General features: G+C 57.0%; 20 protein-coding genes. 14 read left to right on the top strand and 6 right to left on the bottom strand.

Annotated features, from left to right (window positions below; translation table 11 throughout):
• From MKI83_RS06685 to lysS, 7 genes are all read left to right on the top strand, one after another.
• A partial coding sequence (locus tag MKI83_RS06685) for a hypothetical protein (protein ID WP_241584244.1) occupies positions 1-206 on the top strand: 206 nt, incomplete at its 5' end.
• Positions 172-1,176 (top strand): class 1 fructose-bisphosphatase, encoded by a 1,005-nt coding sequence (locus MKI83_RS06680; protein WP_241584242.1) that lies wholly within the window; start codon positions 172-174, stop codon positions 1,174-1,176. The genes MKI83_RS06685 and MKI83_RS06680, both read left to right, overlap by 35 nt.
• A 79-nt stretch (positions 1,177-1,255) precedes the next feature.
• Positions 1,256-1,798 (top strand): YaeQ family protein, encoded by a 543-nt coding sequence (locus MKI83_RS06675; RefSeq protein WP_241584240.1) that lies wholly within the window; start codon positions 1,256-1,258, stop codon positions 1,796-1,798.
• Positions 1,798-3,504, top strand: a complete 1,707-nt coding sequence (recJ, locus tag MKI83_RS06670) for a single-stranded-DNA-specific exonuclease RecJ (RefSeq protein ID WP_241584237.1) — start codon at positions 1,798-1,800, stop codon at positions 3,502-3,504. Before MKI83_RS06675 ends, recJ begins: the two co-directional genes overlap by 1 nt.
• 53 nt (positions 3,505-3,557) lie before the next feature.
• A complete protein-coding gene (locus MKI83_RS06665) occupies positions 3,558-4,337 on the top strand; it encodes a hypothetical protein (protein WP_241584235.1) in 780 nt (259 codons plus the stop codon).
• Positions 4,338-4,430: 93 nt separating this feature from the next.
• Positions 4,431-5,526, top strand: a protein-coding gene (gene prfB, locus MKI83_RS06660) for a peptide chain release factor 2 (RefSeq protein ID WP_241584233.1) whose coding sequence is annotated in 2 segments (ribosomal slippage) — positions 4,431-4,502 and positions 4,504-5,526 — 1,095 coding nt in all. Because the reading frame shifts where the segments join, the coding sequence is not laid out codon by codon here.
• 37 nt (positions 5,527-5,563) lie between these two features.
• Entirely contained in the window at positions 5,564-7,063 is a 1,500-nt protein-coding gene (gene lysS, locus MKI83_RS06655; protein WP_241584230.1) for a lysine--tRNA ligase, read from the top strand.
• 60 nt (positions 7,064-7,123) lie between these two features.
• Here lysS and folE read toward each other — a convergent pair whose 3' ends face one another.
• From folE to MKI83_RS06640, 3 genes are all read right to left on the bottom strand, one after another.
• Positions 7,124-7,669 (bottom strand): GTP cyclohydrolase I FolE, encoded by a 546-nt coding sequence (gene folE, locus MKI83_RS06650; protein ID WP_241584226.1) that lies wholly within the window; start codon positions 7,667-7,669, stop codon positions 7,124-7,126.
• Positions 7,670-7,773: 104 nt separating this feature from the next.
• Positions 7,774-8,343, bottom strand: a complete 570-nt coding sequence (locus tag MKI83_RS06645) for a Smr/MutS family protein (protein WP_241584224.1) — start codon at positions 8,341-8,343, stop codon at positions 7,774-7,776.
• Positions 8,344-8,385: 42 nt separating this feature from the next.
• Positions 8,386-8,679, bottom strand: a complete 294-nt coding sequence (locus MKI83_RS06640; RefSeq protein WP_241584223.1) for a hypothetical protein — start codon at positions 8,677-8,679, stop codon at positions 8,386-8,388.
• A 168-nt stretch (positions 8,680-8,847) separates the two neighbouring features.
• Between MKI83_RS06640 and MKI83_RS06635 the strand changes: the two genes are divergently transcribed.
• Positions 8,848-9,510, top strand: a complete 663-nt coding sequence (locus tag MKI83_RS06635; protein WP_241584221.1) for an O-methyltransferase — start codon at positions 8,848-8,850, stop codon at positions 9,508-9,510.
• Here the strand turns inward: MKI83_RS06635 and MKI83_RS06630 are convergent.
• From MKI83_RS06630 to MKI83_RS06620, 3 genes are read right to left on the bottom strand one after another with little or no spacing between them, the layout of a single operon-like run.
• Entirely contained in the window at positions 9,507-11,981 is a 2,475-nt protein-coding gene (locus MKI83_RS06630; protein ID WP_241584220.1) for a two-component system response regulator, read from the bottom strand. The genes MKI83_RS06635 and MKI83_RS06630 overlap by 4 nt on opposite strands.
• A gap of 8 nt (positions 11,982-11,989) precedes the next feature.
• Entirely contained in the window at positions 11,990-12,415 is a 426-nt protein-coding gene (locus tag MKI83_RS06625) for a response regulator (RefSeq protein ID WP_241584218.1), read from the bottom strand.
• Positions 12,381-15,623, bottom strand: a complete 3,243-nt coding sequence (locus MKI83_RS06620) for a transporter substrate-binding domain-containing protein (RefSeq protein ID WP_241584216.1) — start codon at positions 15,621-15,623, stop codon at positions 12,381-12,383. Before MKI83_RS06620 ends, MKI83_RS06625 begins: the two co-directional genes overlap by 35 nt.
• Positions 15,624-15,789: 166 nt before the next feature.
• On the opposite strand from MKI83_RS06620, the gene MKI83_RS06615 reads away from it, so the two are divergent.
• From MKI83_RS06615 to pepN, 6 genes are read left to right on the top strand one after another with little or no spacing between them, the layout of a single operon-like run.
• Positions 15,790-16,677, top strand: a complete 888-nt coding sequence (locus MKI83_RS06615; protein ID WP_241584213.1) for an NAD(+) kinase — start codon at positions 15,790-15,792, stop codon at positions 16,675-16,677.
• A 5-nt stretch (positions 16,678-16,682) separates the two neighbouring features.
• Positions 16,683-17,660 carry a metallophosphoesterase gene (locus MKI83_RS06610; protein WP_241584284.1) on the top strand — a complete coding sequence of 326 codons (978 nt, stop codon included), beginning with the start codon at positions 16,683-16,685 and terminating at the stop codon, positions 17,658-17,660.
• On the top strand, positions 17,657-18,538 hold the full coding sequence (locus MKI83_RS06605) for a rhomboid family intramembrane serine protease (RefSeq protein ID WP_241584212.1): 882 nt from the start codon (positions 17,657-17,659) through the stop codon (positions 18,536-18,538). Before MKI83_RS06610 ends, MKI83_RS06605 begins: the two co-directional genes overlap by 4 nt.
• A 16-nt stretch (positions 18,539-18,554) precedes the next feature.
• The gene (locus MKI83_RS06600) at positions 18,555-18,827 is read left to right on the top strand and encodes a YeaC family protein (protein ID WP_241584209.1); all 273 of its coding nucleotides are present in this window, start codon (positions 18,555-18,557) and stop codon (positions 18,825-18,827) included.
• Positions 18,827-19,660 (top strand): DUF2797 domain-containing protein, encoded by an 834-nt coding sequence (locus MKI83_RS06595; RefSeq protein ID WP_241584207.1) that lies wholly within the window; start codon positions 18,827-18,829, stop codon positions 19,658-19,660. The genes MKI83_RS06600 and MKI83_RS06595 overlap by 1 nt, the downstream gene beginning before the upstream one ends.
• A 42-nt stretch (positions 19,661-19,702) precedes the next feature.
• On the top strand, positions 19,703-22,360 hold the full coding sequence (gene pepN, locus MKI83_RS06590; protein WP_241584204.1) for an aminopeptidase N: 2,658 nt from the start codon (positions 19,703-19,705) through the stop codon (positions 22,358-22,360).
• The last annotated feature ends 72 nt before the right edge of the window (positions 22,361-22,432 follow it).

Raw genomic sequence — 22,432 nt, 5'->3', positions numbered from 1 at the left:
CTCCCCATGTGAGAGTAGGTCATCGTCAAGCACCTATCCCAAAACCCCTGAGCCAATGGCTCGGGGGTTTTGCTTTGCAGCAAAGAAAACCCAAACAAGGCCTAAATGCGTTAAGGCGGCAGGCTGTGTTTCGCGGTAAAATTGCCGGCGAATTTATCTGGAGTCTTTTCCATGTCACGTATCACCCTGAGCCGTTACTTGATTGAGCAAACACGCAACCAAGAAACGCCAGCCGATTTGCGCTTTCTTATTGAAGTGGTTGCGCGGGCCTGTAAGGCGATCAGTCATGCCGTATCAAAAGGCGCACTGGGTGGTGTTTTAGGCAATGCAGGCACCGACAATGTGCAGGGTGAAGCGCAAAAGAAACTCGATGTGATTTCCAACGAGATTTTGTTGGAAGCAAACGAGTGGGGCGGCCATTTAGCTGCGATGGCCTCTGAAGAGATGGAAGATGCTTATCAGATTCCCGGTGAGTTCCCCAAAGGCAAGTATCTGCTGTTGTTTGATCCGCTAGATGGCTCTTCCAACATTGATGTAAACGTTTCAGTGGGGACCATCTTCTCGGTGCTGCGCTGCCCTGAAGGCGTCACGCTGCCGTGTGAAAAAGCATTTTTACAGCCGGGTGTTGAGCAAGTGGCTGCGGGCTATGCGATCTACGGGCCGCAGACCATGTTGATGCTGACCTTAGGCCATGGGGTTAAAGGTTTCACATTGGATCGCGAAGTCGGCTCTTTTGTGTTGACCCACGATAATGTCCATGTGCCAGAGACGACCCAAGAGTTCGCGATCAATGCGTCTAACCAGCGCCACTGGGAAGAACCTGTACAGCGTTATGTGAGCGAGATGCTGGCGGGCGAAACAGGCCCGCTGGAAAAAAATTACAACATGCGTTGGATTGCCTCTATGGTCGCGGATGTTCATCGCATTCTGACCCGTGGCGGTATCTTCATGTACCCGCGTGATGCTCGCGAGCCAGAGAAGCCCGGCAAATTGCGCTTGATGTATGAAGCGAACCCGATGTCTTTCATTATTGAGCAGGCTGGCGGTGCCGCCACCAATGGTGTGCAGCGGATCATGGAGTTACAACCCTCATCACTGCACGAGCGTGTTGCGGTGTTCTTGGGTTCGAAAGAAGAAGTGGAGCGCGCCACGCGCTATCACCGCGAAGCTCAATAAAAATTTCGCATGTTTAACAAGGGCCGTTTAGCGGCCCTTGTTGTTTGCTGCCGCTGATGCGCAGCCTAAGGAGAACTCCATGGCTTTGCAGGCCACAACATATAAAGCCGAACTCAATATCAGCGACATGGACCGTGGCGTTTATGCCACGCTGCGCATGACAGTGGCTCGTCACCCTTCGGAAACAGAAGAGCGTTTGGCCGTTCGGTTATTGGCCTATGCCCTGTGGTACGACGAGGCTTTGGCTTTTGGTCGCGGCTTATCTGATGTGGATGAGCCAGCGCTATGGAGCAAGCATTTGGATGGTCGCGTGGCCCACTGGATAGAGGTTGGCCAGCCTGATGCTGATCGCCTGACCTGGTGTAGTCGCCGTTCAGAGCGTGTGAGCTTGATGACGTACGGCAACATTAAGCAGTGGACGCCCAAAGTTGTCGGCAATATTGGCGGGCTAAACAATGTGGATATTGTTGCCTTGCCGCAAGAGCCACTGGCTGAGCTCAGCACTGGTTTGCCGCGTACGATCAGTTGGGGCGTGATGATCAGCGATGGGGTGTTGTTTGTTTCCGATGAGCGCGGACAAATCGAGCTACCGATGGAGTGGCTTAAAGGCGAACACCGCTAATGCTGATTGAGGCCCGCTCAGTACCCGCGCAAGTGCCCATGCTGGCGGATACGCCGCTGTTGTCGCGCATCTATGCCGCCCGTGGCGTGACGAACGCGACTGAGCTAGCTCGTGGATTAAAGAGCCTGCTGCCGTGGCAAGGCTTGAAGGGCATGCCGCAAGCACTGCCTTTATTAGCGCAAGCGCTTGCCGAACAGTGGTCGATCTTAGTCGTGGGGGACTTCGATGCCGATGGCGCCACTGCCAGCGCGGTCGCGCTGTTGGGGCTGCGGATGTTGGGTGCCCAGCGGGTGGATTACTTGGTGCCCAACCGCTTTGAGTACGGTTACGGCTTAACCCCTGAAATCGTCGCGGTGGCGGCCAAGCGTAAGCCACAGTTGTTGCTCACCGTAGATAACGGCATTTCGAGTGTTGAAGGGGTTGCCGCCGCCAAAGCACTGGGCATGCGCGTACTGATTACCGATCACCATCTGCCTGGTGCGACTCTGCCGGATGCTGACGCCATCGTGAACCCTAATCAGCCGGGTTGTGACTTTGCTAGCAAGGCCTTGGCTGGGGTTGGGGTGATGTTTTATGTGCTGCTGGGCTTACGGGCGCACTTGCGTGAACAAGGCGCTTTTGCTGAGCGACCTGAGCCTAACTTGGCAGAGCTACTCGACTTAGTCGCCTTAGGTAGCGTGGCGGATGTGGTGCCACTGGATGCCAATAACCGCATCTTGGTTTATCAGGGATTGGCGCGTATTCGCGCGGGTCATTGCCGTCCCGGTATTCGCGCCTTGCTGGAGGTGGCCAGTAAGTTTGTTGAGCGCGTGAGCTCGACTGACTTGGGCTTCATCTTAGGGCCACGCTTGAATGCCGCTGGGCGCTTGGATGATATGGCCTATGGCATTGAGTGTTTGCTCTGTGATGACGCCGAGCAGGCTCGTGAGATGGCGGTGGAGCTGGATCAGCTCAATAACGATCGCAAACAGATTGAGCAGGGCATGCAGCGCGAAGCTTTGGCTCAGTTGAAGCAACTGGACGAGGCGAATCTACCGTTTGGCTTGTGTGTGTATGAGCCTGATTGGCATCAAGGTGTGATCGGGATTCTCGCCTCGCGTCTTAAGGAGCGTTATCACCGCCCGACTATCGCCTTTGCCGATGCCGGCGACGGCCTGCTTAAGGGTTCGGCGCGTTCTATTGCCGGTCTGCACGTGCGTGATGCCTTGGATGCGGTGGCGGCGCGTAACCCTGCATTGATCAGTAAGTTTGGTGGCCACGCCATGGCGGCGGGCTTGTCGTTGCCGTCGGAGCACTTCGCCGCGTTTGCGGCGGCGTTTGATGCCGAGGTGCGGCGTCAGTTATCCGCAGAAGATTTAACCGGGCGGATACTCAGTGATGGAGTGTTGTCTGCTGATGAAATGGTGATGCCGGTAGCACAGTCTTTGCGTGCGGCAGGGCCGTGGGGGCAAGCCTTCCCTGAGCCGGTGTTTCATGGCGTGTTCAAATTGCTCGATCAACGCTTATTAAAAGACAAACACCTCAAGCTGCAATTGCAGAGTGAGTGCGGGCGTGTGCAGGTGGATGGCATCGCCTTTAATGTCGAACGCTCAGAATGGCCGAATCCAACACGGCAGTGGGCACGCTTGGTGTATAAGCTTGAAGTGAATGAGTTTCGCGGTCGCGAGTCAGTTCAGTTGCTTATCACCCATCTTGAGGCGTGTTGAGTCTTTCGCTGACGGCTCTACACTGCGCCGTTTCCTCAAGGAGTGATGTGTCTATGGCTAACAACAGTAAGCGTGTTTTCGTGGCTGCGTTTGTGGTGCTGATGTCTTGCATGAGCGGCGCGTACGCTGCGCTAACGCCTGAACAAACACAGCAACAAAATGCGCAAGTCGTGGCGCTTTCGGCGGCCACGCAGGTGTTTGTTCATCGTGGTGAAGGGCGCGAGCAGGCGAAAGTCGCTCAGGCTGACACCGATTTGCAGCAGCTGCGCAGCAACTTGCAGGGCTTGCCCGCAGCGCATGCGGCGCCGGCGCAACAAGCCTTGAGCGCGTATGAGCAGCAAGTGCGTGATGCGTTGGCCTATGACCCCAGCTCGCCAGACTTGCCGTGGGACTTCAATCTGAATTTCAGCAACGCATTGGCCGCCTTATTACAGGGGTTACAGCAGAGCGGTGCGGTGGTGCAGCAGAATCCAGCGTTATCGCCTGAGCAAGCTCTGTTGTGGGATTTGCCAACACGCTTTCAGTATTTGGCGGCGCGCTACACGGCCAGAGCCTACGTCGGTGACTTGGAACCCTTGAGTGAAGACACGGCGAGCTTCTTGGCGCAGGACTTGGACCAGCAAACCAAAGCCTTGGACCAAGATTTAACGGCTTTAGCCAATGCCTTAGCTGCCCGTCCTGAGGCCACGCAACGTGTGCGTGATATGCAAATGCGCTGGCGTTTTATCCATGGCCGTTTGCTTAATTATGACGAAGACATGGCGCCATTAATGGTTGAGCGCAGTTGCGCCGAAATTGTCAGTCAACTGCAGGCCTTGCAACAAAGCCTGTAAGCGGTAAACGGTGCGTTTGGCATTCGTCAGCGCACCGTTTCTTGAGGTAACATAAGTGCCTTTTTTGTTCACCGCTTTTAAGAGGCGCCGTCCGTGGAAATCAATCCCATCCAGAACGCCATCAAAGACCTGAAGGATCGTACCGAGACCATCAGGGGGTATCTTTGACTACGATCACAAGCGTGATCGTCTGACCGAGGTCGAGCGCGAGCTAGAAGATCCGGAAATCTGGAATAACCCCGAAAACGCTCAGAATCTAGGGCGTGAACGCGCTCAGCTGGCTTTGATTATTGAAACGCTGGACGAGTTGCTCGGCGGTTTAGCCGACTGCACCGACTTGCTGGAAATGGCTGCCGAAGAAGAAGACGAAGCCGCTGTCGCTGACGTCGAGACTGAAGTTAATCGTCTGCGCGTGTCCCTTGAGAAGCTCGAGTTCCGCCGTATGTTCAGCGGCGAGATGGACCCGAACAACTGCTATCTCGATATTCAGTCAGGCTCCGGCGGTACCGAGGCGCAAGATTGGGCCAACATTTTGCTGCGTATGTACCTGCGCTGGGCCGCGCAACACGGCTTCGATACGGAAATCGTTGAACTCTCAGAAGGTGAAGTGGCGGGTATCAAGAGCGCCACCGTGCACGTGCGTGGTGAATACGCCTTTGGCTGGTTGCGTACCGAGATCGGTGTGCATCGCTTGGTGCGTAAAAGCCCATTTGACTCGGGTAATCGCCGGCATACGTCCTTTTCTGCGGTGTTTGCCTCGCCTGAAATCGACGACAACATCGATATCGACATCAATCCGGCTGACCTGCGCACGGACACTTACCGCTCCTCCGGTGCCGGTGGTCAGCACGTTAACACCACCGATTCGGCTGTGCGTATTACCCACGTACCCACCGGCGTGGTGGCGTCGTGCCAGACTGAGCGTTCGCAGCACCAAAACCGTGATCGTGCTATGAAGATGCTGCGCGCCAAGTTGTACGAGCTGGAAATGCAAAAGCGCAGCGCTGCCGCGCAAGCCTTGGAAGACACCAAGTCGGACATCGGCTGGGGCCACCAAATTCGTTCGTACGTACTGGACGCCTCACGGATTAAAGACCTGCGCACAGGCATCGAAACCAGTAACTGCGATGCAGTGCTGGACGGCGACCTCGACCAATTTATTGAAGCTAGCCTCAAGCAAGGCCTATAAGCCTGTTTGCCGCCCGTTTTACAGTGGAATCAATGACATGAGCGATCAACACCTCGACCCTAGCGAATTGCAGCACGAAGAAAACAAGCTGATTGCCCAGCGTAAAGAAAAGCTCGCCGCCGTGCGGGCGCAGGGCAATGCCTTCCCCAATGATTTTCGTCGTGACAGCTACTGCGCCGATCTGCAGAAAACCTATGCGCAGCACAGTAAAGAAGCGCTAGAGGCAGCGGCTATTCCGGTTAAGGTGGCTGGGCGTTTGGTGCTCAATCGTGGCGCCTTCATGGTGATTCAAGACATGAGCGGGCGCATTCAGGTGTACGTCAACCGCAAAACCTTGCCGGCCGAAACGCTGGAAGCGGTGAAAACGTGGGACTTGGGCGACATCATCGCCGCTGAAGGCACCTTGGCGCGCTCGGGTAAGGGTGATCTGTACGTCGAAATGACCAACGTACGCTTGCTGACCAAATCGCTGCGGCCGTTGCCGGACAAGTTCCACGGCCTGACCGATACCGAACAGCGCTATCGTCAGCGTTATGTTGACCTGATCATGAACGAAGAAGTACGCGATACCTTCCGCGTTCGTTCGCAAGTGATCGCGCACATTCGCCGCTTCTTGGCCGAGCGTGGCTTCTTGGAAGTGGAAACGCCGATGCTGCAAGCCATTCCGGGCGGCGCGGCGGCAAAGCCGTTTGAAACGCACCACAATGCGCTTGATATGGACATGTTCCTGCGGATTGCGCCGGAGCTGTACCTCAAGCGCTTGGTGGTGGGCGGCTTTGAGAAGGTGTTCGAGATCAACCGCAACTTCCGTAACGAAGGCGTGTCAACGCGGCACAATCCAGAATTCACCATGTTGGAGTTCTATCAGGCTTACGCCGACTACGAAGACAACATGGACCTGACCGAAGCGCTATTCCGCGAGTTGGCGCAAGCCGTACTGGGCAGCACCGATGTGCCTTACGGCGACAAGGTGTTCCATTTTGGTGAGCCGTTTGTGCGCTTGTCCGTGTTCGACTCGATTCTCAAGTACAACCCAGAGATCAGCGCTGCTGACCTGAATGACCTTGAAGCCGCGCGCGTACTGGCGAAAAAAGCCGGCGCCAAACTGCTGGGTCATGAAGGGTTGGGCAAGCTGCAAGTGATGATTTTTGAAGAGTTGGTCGAGCATAAGCTGGAACAACCGACCTTCATCACCGAATACCCGTTTGAAGTGTCGCCGCTGGCCCGTCGCAACGACGACAACCCGAATGTCACCGACCGCTTCGAGCTGTTCATTGGTGGCCGTGAAATCGCCAACGCTTATTCGGAGTTGAACGACGCCGAAGACCAAGCCGAACGCTTCCTGGCGCAAGTGGCTGATAAAGACGCCGGCGATGACGAGGCCATGCACTTTGACGCTGACTTTGTTCGCGCCTTGGAATACGGCATGCCACCCACCGCCGGAGAAGGGATCGGCATTGATCGTTTGGTGATGCTGCTGACCAACTCGCCGTCGATCCGTGATGTGATTTTGTTCCCGCACATGCGGCCGGAATAACCTTCCGCGCACAAAAAAGGCCTGTGGCGAAAGCGACAGGCCTTTTTTGTTGCAGATGCTTTACTGAATCAGGCTTAAAAACTCGCTGCGGGTGGCGGCGTTATCGCGCAATTCGCCGAGCATCACGGAGCTGACCATCGAGGAGTTTTGCTTTTCGACGCCGCGCATCATCATGCACATGTGCTGAGCTTCGATCACCACGCCGACCCCCAAAGCGCCGGTCACTTGTTGAATGCCTTCGGCGATTTGGCGGGTGAGGTTTTCTTGAATTTGCAGGCGGCGGCCGAACATGTCGACGATGCGGGCGACTTTAGACAGCCCCAGCACCTTGCCATTGGGCAAGTAACCGACATGCACCTTGCCGATAAAGGGCAGCAGGTGGTGTTCGCACAGTGAGTACAGCTCGATGTTTTTTACCAGCACCAGCTCGCTGTTGTCCGAGCTGAACAGGGCGCTGCCCACCACTTCTTCCAGCGTTTGCTCATAACCGCGACACAAATACTGCATGGCTTTGGCGGCACGTTTGGGCGTATCAAGCAGGCCTTCGCGCTGTGGATCTTCGCCAAGCAGACTCAGAATGGCGGTGTAATGTTGGTCCAGTGACATAAGCAATCTTCTATGGCTAAGGCTTAAAACAGCGGCAGAGTAGGCGGCGAAGCGAGCAGTGGCAAGGCGCACGGCGCCAAATAAGGCGGCAGGTGAGACACGGTCTAGTCGTCGCGGCCTTCCATCATGTGGCGCTTAAGCAGTACGTACAAGGCGCCAGTGCCGCCATGTTTGGGCTGGCAAGACACAAAGCCGAGTACCAACGGGTGTTGGCGTAGCCACGTATTAACGTGGCTTTTGAGCATGGGTTTGCGCCCATCCATTCGCGCCGCTTTGCCGTGCGTCACACGGACGCAGCGTACTTCCAGCTTGCTGGCTTCGGCGAAAAAGTCCCACAGGGTTTCGCGGGCTTTTTCCACGCTCATGCCGTGCAGGTCAATGCTGCCCTCAAAGGGGATTTGCCCACTTTTAAGACGCTTGAGTTGGCTGTCTTGTACGCCATCACGCGCCCAATACAGCTCGTCTTCGGCACCGACATCAATAATGAATAAGTCGGATAGGCCGTCGACGCGCGTTTGCTGGCTACGCTGGGTCGCACTGGCTTGGCGAACTTTCAGGGTGGCTAGGTCGCTGGCGGCTTTGCCGACATCGGCGCGGTCGTGGCTGATGCGCTTAACGCCTTTGACCGATTGACGGAAAAGGTCGAAATCGTCGCTGTTGTCTGTGTCGTGCATGGTGGCCTCCGGCGGCTATTGTAACCAGCCAGTGGGCTTGGGTCAGCGGCGTAAATGCTTAGCCAACACCAGAGCAGGGCAATCGCGCAGCTTTTTTACTGCCATGCGCTGCAACCAATAGCCGAGTAGTAATGGCGTTAGACTGAAGGCCGATAGCGAGCCAGCAGGCGCCAGCGGCTCAGCGAGGCTTGGCGGATTGAGCAGCCACAGGGCGTCGATGGCTAATAAACAAACACTGGCGATCATCAAACAATGGCCGAGGGCTTGCAGAATACGCCACGGCCAGCGCCGAGGTGGGCGAAAGTCGAGGCGTTTAAGGGCAGTTGAGGTGGACATGGGTATTGCCAGCGCATAAGGCAATCCCTGCGTGATGAGCCGAGCCTGCCTGGCCACGGACGGAAATCGTTGTCTACTGTGTTAAGACTGCGATAAACGTGAGTGGGTGTCTGTGACTTGCGCGTCAGTTTTGGACGCGACTTGGGCGCAGCGAACAAGGAGAAGACCATGAGTAACCGTACCCTGAACTTGGATGACAGCCTGTATCACTACCTGTGCGCGGTTTCCCTGCGTGAAACCCCGTGGCAGCGCCAGTTACGCGATGAAACGGCGTCTTTGACCATGGCGCGGATGCAGATTGCTCCCGAACAGGGGCAGTTCATGGCGCTGTTACTCAAGCTGATCGGCGCTAAGCGGGTGATCGAAGTGGGCACCTTCACCGGCTACAGCGCGCTGTGTATGGCCGAGGCGGTGGGGCCAGACGGTTATTTGTTGTGTTGCGATGTGTCGGCCAAGTGGACCGCGGTGGCGCAGCGTTACTGGCAAGCCGCTGGGCTGCGCGAGCGCATTGAGCTGTGTCTGGCACCGGCCGAAGAGACCTTGATGGCACGGCTGAAAGCCGGCGAGGCGGGCCAGTACGACGCCATGTTTATCGACGCGGATAAGACCTCTTACGCCGAATATGTTGAGCTTGGCTTAAGCCTTGTTCGCCCCGGCGGGGTGATCATGCTGGATAACACGTTGTGGAGTGGCCGTGTGCTCGAGGCTGACAGTGCCGATGCCGACACACGCGCCTTGCAGTCGCTGAATAAAGCGCTGCATGCTGATGCCCGTATCGACCTGTCACTGCTGCCGGTGGGCGACGGTTTAACCTTGTGCCGTAAGCGTTAAACCTTAAGTGGCTGTAAAAAACGTTGGGCAAACTGCTCGGCGGGGATGGGGGGGCTTAACCAATACCCCTGAAACAGCTGGGCGCCCAAGTCGAGCAGTTGTCGCGCTTGGCTTTCGTTCTCAACCCCCTCGGCCAGGACGTGCAGATCAAGGCTGCGTGCCATGGCGATAATGGCGCGCACAATGCTGGCGTCGCGCGGGCTGTCCTGCAGTTGGGTGATAAAGCTGCGGTCGATTTTCAGCTTATCGAGCGGTAAGCGGCTTAAGTAAGCGAGGGACGAGTAGCCGGTGCCGAAGTCGTCTACAGCAATGCGTACGCCTAAGTCGCGCAGTCCTTGTAAGACGGTCAAGGTTTGTTCGCTGTGCTCAAGCAACCCCGATTCGGTGACTTCTAACTCCAAGTAGTGCGCGGCTAAACCTGTGCTTTGTAGGGTGTATTGCACGTGTTCAAGAATCGGGGCCAAACGTAGCTGGCAGGTCGATAAGTTGACCGCCATCGTGGTCAAGCTAAAACCTTGATCTAACCAAGCGCGGGTTTGGCGGCAGGCGGTGTCGAGCACCCACTGACCGACTTCGGTGATCAGGCCGCTCTCTTCCAATACGGGGATGAAGTCGCTCGGGCCTAGGGCCTCTCCTTGTGCGGGTTGCCAGCGCAGCAAGGCTTCGGCGCCGATGACATGGTTGTCCCCGAGTTGCGCGAGAGGTTGGTAGTGCAGGTGGAATTCATCGTTGGCCAGTGCGCGGCGTAAGCGATTCTCCAGCTCTAGGCGTTTGCGCGCGTGTTGCGTATCGCGCTCGTGGTAGAAGCAAATGTGCTGCTGGCCCTGCTGTTTGGCCTTGTGCATGGCGGCGTCGGCTTGAATGAGTAGTTCTTCGGCGCTGCTTATCTCGCTGTGGCTGAGGCTGACACCAATGCACGCGTGGATGTATTGCGAGCCACTGCCTAACTCAAACGGTGCATGGCAGCAGGCCAGCAAAGCATTGGCGCGCTGAGCCGCATGCTCGGTACTGCTGTTGGGCACTAGCAATAAAAACTCATCGGAGCCTAAGCGCGCCAAGGTTTCGCTGTCGGTGATGATGCGGGAAAAACGCTGCGCCATAAGGCGCAACAATTGATCGCCACTGGCTTGGCCTAGGCTGTCATTGATGCGGCTGAAGTTGTTCAAGTCTAAGTGCAGAATGGCGATGGTGCTGTTGTGTTGATCAAGCTTAAACAGTTGCTCAAGCCGACTAACCAATAGCAGTCGATTGGCTAAGCCGGTCAATTGGTCGTGATGACTTAAGTACTGCAGTTGCGATTCGGCTTGGTGCAACTGACTGAGATCGGTATAAACAGCCACGTAGTGGCGCGGCAGGCCGTGGGTGTCGTTAATGCGGCTGAGGCTGAGGCGCATTAAATGCACTTCACCTTGCTTGTTCTTATTCCAGATCTCGCCCTCCCAGAAGCCTTGATCCATCAGTCCATACCACATGTTTTGATAGAACTCTGGGCCATGCAGGCCAGAGCGAAAAACGTTTGCCACTTGGCCGATGAGCTCGTGTTCTTGATAGCCCGTTACGCGACACAGTGCTGGATTGACGCTGATGATCCGGCGGCGTAAATCCGCAATCAGTATGCCGTTGTGGCTGCTTCTGAAAACGGCAGCCTGTAAATGAAGTGTTTGCTCGGCTTCAATGTGGGCGATTTGTTTTTGCTCAAAAAGGTGTTCGCGTTGAGCTTTCTCTAATATTGCGGGCAGTTCAAATAAGTATGCGGCATGCTTTACTACGTAATCGCTGACGCCGATTCGTAGGGCTTGTGCGGCGACTTCTTCGGTGCCTTGGCCGGTGATCAGAATGATGGGCAGGTGGTTCAGGTTTTGTTGATGCAGGCGTTGGATCAGCTCGATGGCATTGTCGCCCGGCAGGCGGTAGTCAATCAGCAGGACATCTGGGGCAGGGTCTTGGCTTAGGCGTTGTTCGCAGTCGGGTGCGTTGCGGCAAATCTCTAACTCTATGTGCGGCGCATGGCGGCGTAGGTGGCGATAAGTGAGGTCGATGTCATGCGCGTCATGCTCGACGTACAGCACATTTAAACCCCGCTGAAACACCGAGGCTTCCCCTTGTCGGCGCTCACAGGCTTGCTCCAGCAGTTCGGGTAAGCGTTCTAGGTAGTTGCCGCGCTTGGCGATGTAGTCGTCGGCGCCGGCTTTAAGGGCGCGTACGGCGGATTCTTCATCACCTTGGCCGGTGAGCATTACGATGGTTTGATTGGAGGCTTGCGCACGGCTTTCCAGCAGTAAGTCCAAGCCGCTGCCATCGGGCAAATGCAGGTCGAGCAATAACACATCACTGCGCTGGCAGCGCTGGTCGCTGCGTGCTGCGCTTAAGCTGTGGCCAATGTGCACGTGCCATTCAGGGCGCGCGCGCTGAATAAAGCGGCGCATTAAGTCGCCATCGGTGGGTGAGTCTTCCAGCAGGTATAGGTGCATGCGGTTGCTCACTGGATAAGTTGGTTGCGCTGACCCCAAAAACTGCTGAGTTCAGCAATCATTTGGCTGAACTCAATAAAGTTAATGGGCTTGACCAAATAGGCACTGGCGCCAGATTGATAGGCCTGGCTGATGTCGTGGTGTTCTTGGGATGAGCTTAGAACAACCACCGGCGTATGGGTGGTGAGAGGGTTTTTGCGCAGCTCTTCTAATAGCTCTAGACCGTTTTCGCCGCACAGATTGATATCGAGCAGAATCAGCGCCGGCAACGTTTTGTTGCTTTGCCACGTATTGAACTGCTGGCGCGCTTGCTCGCAGTTGCGGGCAATGTGCAGCGGATTAGCGATGTTCTGCCGAGCAAATGCGCGCTGGGTTAAGTCGATATCCAGCGGATTGTCTTCAATCAGCAAGATGCTGCGGTTGATCGCGGTCATAGCGCGGAATCCTCACATAAAAACTGCTGCCCAAGCCGGGTTTGCTGTCAGCCCATACCTGCGCATTAAGGCGTTGGGCGGCTTTGCGGACGATGGCCAAGCCGATGCCGGTGCCTGGGTATTCTGTTTGGCTGTGTAAGCGCTGAAAAATATCGAAAATGCGCGTTTGGTACTTCATCTCAAACCCTACGCCGTTGTCGTGAACGCGCAAGGTGCAATATTGACTATCCAGCCGGGCGCTGACTTCAATCACGGGGGGGAGTTCCGGATGCCGGAACTTGATCGCGTTGTCGATCAGGTTGCCCAAGATTTGCTGTAAGCAGCGGGCGTCGCTTTGCAGTGTGATGTCATGCAGCTGCAATGACACTTCGGCGTTGAGCTCATCGAGCTGCTGGCGGTGCAAGTCAATGATGGTTTGGCACAGGTGCTCAAGGTGGACCGGTTCGCTTTGCAGTGCCTGTCGTTCGGTGCGCGAATAGTCCAAGAGATTATCGATCAGCGTGGCCATTTGGCCGGCGCTCTGACTGATGGTAATGAGGAAGTGCTGGCCTTCGGGATTCAGGGATGCGTTGTGATCTTCCAGCAGCAGCTGGCTATAACCCTGAATGGCGCGCAGCGGGGCTTTTAAGTCGTGCGACACCGAGTAGCTGAAGCTGCGAAGCTCTTGGTTGACCTGCTCTAACTCGGCGGTGCGTTGCGCCACGCGGTTTTCGAGGGTGGTGTTGAGTAGGCGGATCTTTTCTTCGGCTTTTTTAAGCTCAGAAATCTCGCGGGAAATACCGAACACGCCGCGCACTTGGCCATCCACAATCAGCGGTCCTTTGGTGGTTAAAAAGGCGCGCCGGCCGTTGGCCGTTTGTACTTGTTCCTCGTAGGTGCAAGCGTGCTGCAACTGCATGAAGCGCTGATCGTCTTCGCGGTATTGCTCAGCTAAGTCAGCGGGAAATAGATCACTGTCGAGTTTGCCGATCAGTTGTTCAGGGCTTAAGTTGACCAGCTCGCACAGGGCGCGGTTGGCAACTAAATAGTGGCCTTGCTCGTCTTTGACGAAGATGCAGTCAATCGAGCCTTCGATCAGTGCGTCCATCTGTTGGTGAAGACGGTTGTACTCGGCTTGTTGACAGCGCATTTCATGTAGGTCGTGCAAGGTGGCGACCACTTTCGTGTGGGCGTTTTGCCCTTCGCGTTCAGCACAGACCCCAACCCAGTGGGACTGGTTATTAATCAATAAACGGTACTCGCCGTCCATCTCATGGCCATTGAGGCAGGCTTGCCAGTCCAGCTCAAAGCGGCGGCGGTCTTCGGGATGCAGGTGTTCGCACAGGCGTTCGAAGGTCAGTGGGTTGGCGTGCGGCCAATTTAAGATGCGCGCGGCTTCTTCTGAAATATCCAGCGCGGGGTTGTCGGTCTGCCATACCCAGCTCCCCACGCCGGCTACAGTTTGGGCGCGGCGTAGCAAGCGTTCATTGTTACGCAGCGCTTGTTGCGCCAACTCGCGCTGTTCGACTTCAAGGATCATCAGCTCAAGGGTTTTTTCCCGCCCTTCGAGGAGCATTTGTTGCGCTTCGCGTTGCTGGGCTAGCTTGGTTTTTAGCCGGTAGTTCCATGTCACGATCAGGGTATAGCCCAGTGCCGCGAGTAAGAAGGCGGCAAGCGCCCAGCTCAATACTCGGTTGGGGTCGAGGCCGTATTGGGTAGGCGGCATCAGCCAGGTATTGCGCAGGCTTACGTGGTCGCTCTCGCTGGTGTTGCGCAGCATCAGGTCAATCAAGGCTTGTTGTTGTGGCCAATCGCTACGCACTAGCATGCGTAGACGTAAGTCGTTGGGCAGTGTTGCGGTGACTTTGAGCTGCTCGTAGCGCGCTTGTTGCAGCAGTGGCAGGGCAATGGCAGCGGGTAACACGGCAAGGTCGCTGTCGTTGTCGAGCAGGCTGTCGAGCACGCCTTGAGCATTGTTGTGCGCAACGGTGCTGCTCTGGCTGTTGCTGGCCAGCCATAAACTGGTAAAACTCTCGCGGATAACGGCGATGCGCTGGTTGTCCAGTTGGCCAGCGCCTGCCGGATTGGGGCGGGTGGCGATCACCAGGAGTGGTGAGCTTAAGTAATCTTGACTGCTGCGAAGGTCTTCTGGGGTGCTTTGTTTATACCAAGCGCTGATCAGGTCGATGCTGCCGCTGCGTAGCATGGCCAGCAGGGCTTCTTGGCTGTCGGCCTCATGGAACTCAAAGGTTTGCCCAGTGAATTGCTTGAGCTTACCGAGGTAGGCGCTGGCGAGACCGCCGTGCTGCCGATCGCTGGAGAAGGTTTCGTACGGCGCTGAGCCGCTAAGCACGCCAACGCGAACGGTTGGGTGTTGGTCGAGCCACTGTTGTTGGGCGGCGCTAATCCCGGCGGGAATTTGCGCCAGTTGCTCGTAGTTAACTGGCAGCCACTTATCCAGCAGCGCCTGCATTTGCTTGCGGTCGAGGCTGGCTAAGGTGCGGTCCATCAGCTGCGCCAGTACGGGCCAGTCTTTGCGAATGGCTAGGCGTTGTCCGTTGTGTTGCATGTCGAAGCCGGCATTGACTTCAAGGTTGCTCAAGCCGTGTTGGTGAATCAGGTGGTTGCTGACGCCGAGCACACCCACAAAGGCGTCGACTTTGCCGGTAGAAACAGCGGTGAGGCCCTGCAACATGGTGTCAACCATTAGGGGCTTAACCTTGGGGTAGCGCGCCATGACCTCTGCGCTGGCGTTGTAACCCGTGACCAGTGCGATGGAGGTTTGCTCGAATTCGCTGGCGCTATCAATGCGCGGATGCTCGATGCGGGTCACGGTGACAAGCGGGCTTTTGATATAGATGCGGGTGAAGTTGAGGTACGCCTCGCGCTCGGGGCGTAAAGCGGTGGTGGTGATGAGGTCGAGTTCGCGCCGTTGTGCGGCTTGCAAAATCTCCGGCCAGCTAAGGTTGGGCACGACCTCAAAGATCAGGCCGGTACGCTCACTCACCAGCGCCATGATGTCAGCTGATAGGCCGCGGTACTGGCCGTCGTTATCAATAAAAGCATACGGCGCGTAGGCGGGGTCTACACCAATGCGGATCACCGGATGCTGGCGCACAAACGCTTGCTCTTCGGCGCTCAGCACCAGGCTGGCTGCCATGCTGGGGCCGCTTAGGCTAAGCGCAAAAATAGCAATCAGCAGTACAAGGTGATGGCGCAAAGGTGACATGGCGTCCTTTTCCGTTAGGCGGTCATTCGCCGCCTTTGCACAGGGGCTATGTAAGGCGGCTATTAACAGTGTGGCTGGTTTTTCAATTTTTGCTGCCTGTGCTGGTTTGCCCCATGCGTGGTGCCTGACGGATAATTCCCGCCTCATTCAGCGACGGAAGCGCCCCATGGAGCAGTTTCGTAACATCGGCATCATCGGCCGCCTTGGCAGTTCTCAAGTGATTGAAACGGTGCGTCGGCTGCGCAAGTTCTTGGGCGGCCGTGGTTTGGCGGTGATTCTGGATGAGCCTATCGCTGAGTTGTTACCGGGGCATGGCTTGCAGGTGTGCTCAAAAAAAATGATGGGCGAAATTTGCGATCTGGTGATTGTGGTCGGTGGCGACGGCAGTCTGCTGGGGGCGGCGCGAGCGTTGGCGCGTTACAAGGTGCCGGTGTTGGGGGTTAATCGCGGCAGCTTAGGCTTTCTGACCGATATCCGCCCTGATGAGCTGGAGCAAAAGGTCGCCGAAGTGCTGGATGGGCAGTACACCGTCGAGAGCCGTTTTTTGCTGGAGTGCGTGGTGCGTCGCGGTGAAACCCCGATCGCGCAGGCGGATGCCTTGAACGACATCATCCTGCATCCGGGTAAGTCGACGCGCATGATCGAATTTGAAATGTTTATCGATGGCCAGTTTGTGTGCAGCCAAAAAGCCGATGGTTTGATCGTCGCGACGCCTACGGGCTCGACCGCCTACGCCTTGTCGGCAGGTGGGCCGATCATGCACCCCAAGCTTGACGCGATCGTGGTGGTGCCAATGTACCCGCACACCTTGTCCAGCCGCCCGATGGTGGTGGATGGCAACAGCGAGCTGAAAGTCGTGGTGTCGCAGGATATGAACATCTATCCGCAGGTCTCTTGCGACGGGCAAAACCATGTCACCTGTGCGCCGGGTGACACCCTGACGATTTATAAAAAATCGCAAAAACTGCGCTTGATCCACCCGCTTGACCATAACTTTTATGAAGTGTGCCGTACCAAATTAGGTTGGGGCAGCCGTTTGGGAGGGCATGACTAGTGCGTATTGCGCCGGCCAGTGAGCTGCTGGGGTATGACCTGATTGGGGATATCCACGGTTGCGCACGCACGCTAGAAAGACTGCTGAGTCAATTAGGCTACGGTCTGCAAGATGGCGTATGGCAACACCCCACAAGACGGGCGATTTTTCTCGGTGATTTGCTAGATCGCGGCCCGCGTATTCGTGAAGTAGTGCGCTTGGTGCGCGGCATGGTCGATGCCGGTTTCGCCTTGTGCATCATGGGTAACCATGAATACAACGCCTTGGGTTGGTACACCCATGCCTTGCCGGGCTCTGGTCGGCAGTTTGTGCGGGAGCACAATGCGCGCCACGAGCGGATTATTCGTGAAACGCTCGATCAGTACGCGGACTACCCGCAAGAGTGGGCCGATGACTTGGCGTGGTTACAGAAGCTGCCGTTGTTTATCGATGGCGGCAATTTTCGTGTAGTGCACGCTTGCTGGGACGCGACGTTGATTGAGCCGCTGCGCCAGCTGTACCCGGACGGGCGCATCGATGAGCACTTTTTGCAGGCTTCGTGCGAACGCGCCAGCTTTGCCCGACAAACCTTAGATCGACTGTTGCGTGGCACCGACATGGCCTTGCCGCACGGTATGACCTTGACCGGCAGCGATGGCTTTACCCGCGCCTTTTTCCGCACCAAATTCTGGGAAGAAAACCCGCAAACCTACGGCGATATTGTGTTTCAGCCCGATGGCTTGCCTGACGATGTCGCCCAGTTGCCGCTTAGCGCCCAGCAGCGCGCGGGCCTGCTGACGTACGGGGCTACTGAGCCGCCGTTGTTTGTCGGGCACTACTGGCAAAGCGGCAAGCCCGCGCCGATCCGCCCGAACTTGGCGTGTTTGGATTACAGCGCGGTCAAATACGGCCAGCTGGTGGCCTACCGTTTCGACGGCGAACGGCATTTGCACCGCGATAAGTTCGTCGCGATTGCCGTGCCGCGTCCTGAGGATGCCGCGTGAAGCCTGTAATCGCCCTGCGTTGCCCGCTAGATGAAGACCTGTCCGTCTTTGTCGCCCAATTACAGCGTGCCGGCGTGCCGTGTCGGGTGGCTGAAGAGTCGGGCGAGCAAGTGTTGTGGGTGCCGCCAGCGATTGCCGAAGGCGTGCAGCAGCTGTATCAGCAAGGCCCCGCTGCGTGGGCTGCGGTAGCAGCGCAAGTCAGCGCTCCCGGGTCACACTCGCCGAGTGAACAAGCGCCGGCATTGCTGCAGCGCCTGCGCGTGTGCTGGCTCAGCGCGACAGTGCTGGCGCTGTCATGCGTGGTGGCGTTGGTCAGCGGGCTTGGCCAGCGCTTAGAGGTAGTGGCTTGGCTTAGCCTGCAAGCCTTTAGTGTGCACGGTGAGTATTTGCAGGTACAAAGCTTGGCCGACACCTTGGCCAGCGGGCAGTGGTGGCGCGTGGTTACGCCAGCGCTGCTGCATTTCAGCGTGCTGCATATCGTGTTCAACAGTTTGTGGCTGTGGGAGCTAGGGCAGCGCATTGAGCTGCGCCAAGGGCGGCTTTTGTATGGGCTCTTGTTGCTGATCACGGCGCTGGCGGCCAACCTTGCCCAGTATGCGTTCAACGCGTCGCCCCTGTTTGGTGGGTTGTCGGGTGTGGTCTATGGCCTGCTGGGCTTTTGTTGGCTGTATCAGTGGCGCTTGCCGTGCGCGCACTATGCGTTACCTAAAGCCTTGGTCGGCTTGATGCTTGGCTGGTTGCTGGTGTGTGCCAGCGGCGTGTTGGAGCAGTTTGATCTGTACGTTGCCAATGCCGCGCATGTGGGTGGCTTATTGGCTGGCTGCGCGCTGGGCTTGCTTGTGGCTGAGTGGGATAAACGCCGTTTGGCGTCACATTAATGAGGTAGAAGGTCGTATGTCGTCGTTTCATGAGTTGCTGCAAAGCATCACGCCTGAGATTTATCAAAGTCTGAAAACCGCCGTAGAAATTGGCAAATGGGCCGATGGGCGCAAGCTCAGCGTTGAGCAAAAAGAGCTGTGCTTACAAGCCATGATCGCTTGGGAGAAAGACCACCTGCCGGAAGATCAGCACACCGGTTACATGGAGCAAGCGTGCAAGTCGCAAGGCAAACATGAGCACGAGCATGCCGAGCCGATTAAAATTCTTGGCTCGGATACCCTGCACTGATGGCCACACAAGCCCAAGGTGCGCTGCGCAAAATGGCCGTCACCTTGGATGAGCGCGGTGCGGCGCAGTATCAGCTATGTCTTGATGAGGCGCGGATCGCGCTGAACCCGCTGCTCGGTCAGCCGATTGCCTTGAGCTTTCAGCAGCAAATCCACTGCACTCATTGCGGCCGCTTGACCAAAAAAAGCTTCAGCCAAGGCTATTGTTATCCCTGCTTTAAAAAGCTGGCCCAGTGCGACACCTGCATCATGAGCCCCGAGCGCTGTCACTACGATGCCGGCACCTGCCGCGAGCCCAGTTGGGGCGAGCAGTTCTGCATGACCGAGCACGTGGTGTACTTGGCCAACTCCACCGGCTTTAAGGTCGGCATTACCCGTGGCACGCAAATGCCCACGCGCTGGCTCGATCAAGGTGCGCGGCAAGCGTTGCCGATGTTGCGGGTGAGCACTCGCCAGCAATCAGGCTTAGTGGAAGACGCCATTCGTGCCCATGTCACCGATCGCACCAACTGGCGCGCCTTACTAAAAGGCGACACCCCGTTACTGGATTTGCCCGCTGAGCGCGATCGCCTGCTGGCCTTGTGCCAAGATCAGCTCCACACGCTGCAAGCGCGCTTTGGTTTGCAGGCTATTCAGCCAGTGACAGATCTAGCCCCGCTTGAGATTAACTACCCCGTTAGCGCTTACCCCACCAAGGTGGTCAGCCTAGACTTGGATAAAACCCCCGAGATCAGTGGCACCTTACTGGGCATCAAAGGCCAGTATTTGATCCTCGATAGTGGGGTGATCAATGTGCGCAAATACACCGCTTACCAAGTGGCGTTTAGCGCTTGACCGTATTCGCTCGGCCCGCGTCGAGCACAAGGAGTTTGTTGCATGCGCACTGAAACGCCCGTGGCTGTCCAGCTCAAGGACTACCAAGCCCCTGACTACTTTATCGAGCGCACGCTGCTTGATTTCGACCTGTACGACGACCACAGCACCGTGCGGGCTGAACTCACCATTGCGCGCAACACCGACAAAGGCAGCGACTTGCCGCCGTTGCGGCTCGACGGCCAGCAGCTAGAACTTGTCAGCATCACCTTAGATGGCCAAGCCCTAGCGGCCGACGCCTATCAGCTGACCGACAGTCACCTGATTTTGCAGCCGCTTAGCGCAAATTTTGTCGTGCACACTGAAGTGCGCATCCACCCCGAAAACAACACCGCGTTGGAGGGGTTGTACCGCTCCGGCAAGATGTTCTGCACCCAGTGTGAGGCCGAAGGCTTCCGCAAAATCACCTACTACCTCGACCGCCCCGATGTGATGAGCGCCTTCACCACCACCGTGCGCGCCGACAAGCAGCGCTTCCCGGTGCTGCTGTCCAACGGCAACCCGCTGGCGCAAGGCGAAGAGGGCACGCGGCACTGGGCAACCTGGGAAGACCCGTTCAAAAAGCCGGCGTATTTGTTTGCCTTAGTGGCCGGTGATCTGTGGTGCGTGGAAGACAGCTTCACCACCATGAGTGGGCGTGACGTGGCGCTGCGTATTTATGTCGAGCCTGAGAACCTCGGCAAAGTGCAGCACGCCATGGATAGCTTGAAGAAGTCGATGCGTTGGGACGAAGAGGTCTACGGCCGCGAATACGATCTGGATATCTTCATGATCGTCGCCGTGAGTGACTTCAACATGGGCGCGATGGAAAACAAAGGGCTCAATATCTTTAACTCCAGCTGCGTACTGGCCAGCCCCGACACTGCCACCGATGCCGCGCACCAGCGGGTTGAGGCGGTCGTGGCGCACGAGTACTTCCACAACTGGTCCGGCAACCGCGTAACGTGTCGCGACTGGTTCCAGTTGTCGCTCAAAGAAGGCTTTACCGTATTTCGTGATGCCGAGTTCAGTGCCGACATGAACTCGCGCACGGTCAAGCGTATCGAAGACGTAGCCTTCTTGCGCACCAACCAGTTTGCTGAAGACGCCGGCCCCATGGCGCACCCGATTCGGCCCGATGCCTATATCGAGATCTCCAACTTCTACACCTTAACCGTGTACGAGAAAGGTGCCGAAGTGGTGCGCATGCTGCGCACCTTGCTGGGCGAGGCTAACTTCCGTAAGGGTTCGGACCTGTACTTTGCGCGTCACGACGGCCAAGCCGTCACCTGCGATGACTTTGTGCAAGCCATGCAAGACGCCAGCGGGACCGATCTAGGCCAATTCAAGCGTTGGTACAGTCAGGCCGGCACGCCGCGCTTGACGGTCAGCAGCTACTTTGACAAAGCCGCCGGCGAATACACCCTGACATTCCAGCAAAGCTGCCCGGCCACCCCCGGTCAGAGCGACAAACTGCCGTTCGTGATTCCGGTCGAGTTAGCGCTGCTGGCCGCTGACGGCAGCCATTTGCCGCTGCAGTTAAAAGAAGAAGACAACGCGCAAGGCTGCGAGCGCGTACTGGCCGTGACCGAAGCCGAACAGCAGTTCACCTTTGTCGGTATCGCGAACGAGCCGTTACCTTCGTTGCTGCGCAGCTTCTCGGCGCCGGTCAAACTGCGCTACGACTACTCGCGTGAGCAACTGCTGGCGCTTATGCGTTACGACAGCGACGGCTTTAATCGCTGGGAAGCCGGTCAGCAACTGCAGTTAGAAATCCTCAATCAGTTAATTGCTGATGTTCAGGCCGGTCGCGAACTGCGCGGCGATGTGCAACTGGCCGAAGTGTTCGCCGGCTTGCTGGCCGATACGTCACTCGATGCCGCCATGCTGGCAGAAATGCTCACCTTGCCCAGCGAAGCCTTGTTGGCTGAGCTGGCCGACGTCGCGGATGTGCACGCTATTCATCAGGCGCGCGAGTTTTTGCGTCAGTCGCTGGCGCAGGCACTGCATCAGCCTATGTGGCAGCGTTACCAAGCCTTGCGCGCAGTGCATAGCGAGCAGGCGTACGCCGCCAGTGCCGAGCAAATTGCCGGCCGCAGCCTGCAAGGCAAGCTGCTGGCCTACTTAATGCTCAGCGAGCACGGTGATGTTCGCAGTGCGTGCGTGGCTCAATTTGAGCAAGCCAATAACATGACCGAGCGTTTGCAGGCGCTGGCTTGCTTGGTTAACTCACCGTTTGTGGCAGAAAAACAGCAGGCCTTAGCCAGCTTCGCCGCCGCCTACGCGGATGATGCCCTGGTGATGGATCAGTGGTTCAGTGTGCAAGCGGGCAGCAGCTGTCCCGGCACCTTGGCGCAGGTGCAAGCGCTGATGCAGCACCCCGCGTTTAGCCTGAAAAACCCCAACAAAGTGCGGGCCTTGGTTGGTGTGTTCTGTGCGCAAAATGCCGTGCAGTTTCATGCCGAAGACGGCGCTGGTTACCGCTTCTTGGCTGATCAAGTCATCACCCTAAATGCACTCAACCCGCAAATCGCCTCACGCTTGCTCACACCGCTCACCCGTTGGCGCAAGTACGCGCCCGACCGCCAAGCGCAAATGCGCAACGAGCTGGAGCGCATTGTTGCCAGCGGCGAGCTGTCAGCCGATGTGTATGAGGTGGTCAGCAAAAGCCTCGCCAGCTAACAGGTGCTGGTTAACTCAGTGTCTCCCGATGAGATGCACGGTTTTGTAGGTTAACTACAAAGGCTGAGTGAC

Source organism: Atopomonas sediminilitoris, assembly GCF_022601735.1.
Classification (GTDB): Bacteria; Pseudomonadota; Gammaproteobacteria; order Pseudomonadales; family Pseudomonadaceae; genus Atopomonas; species Atopomonas sediminilitoris.
The sequence above is the reverse complement of the archived record's forward strand: the minus strand, read 5'-3'. Positions and strand labels throughout refer to the sequence as shown.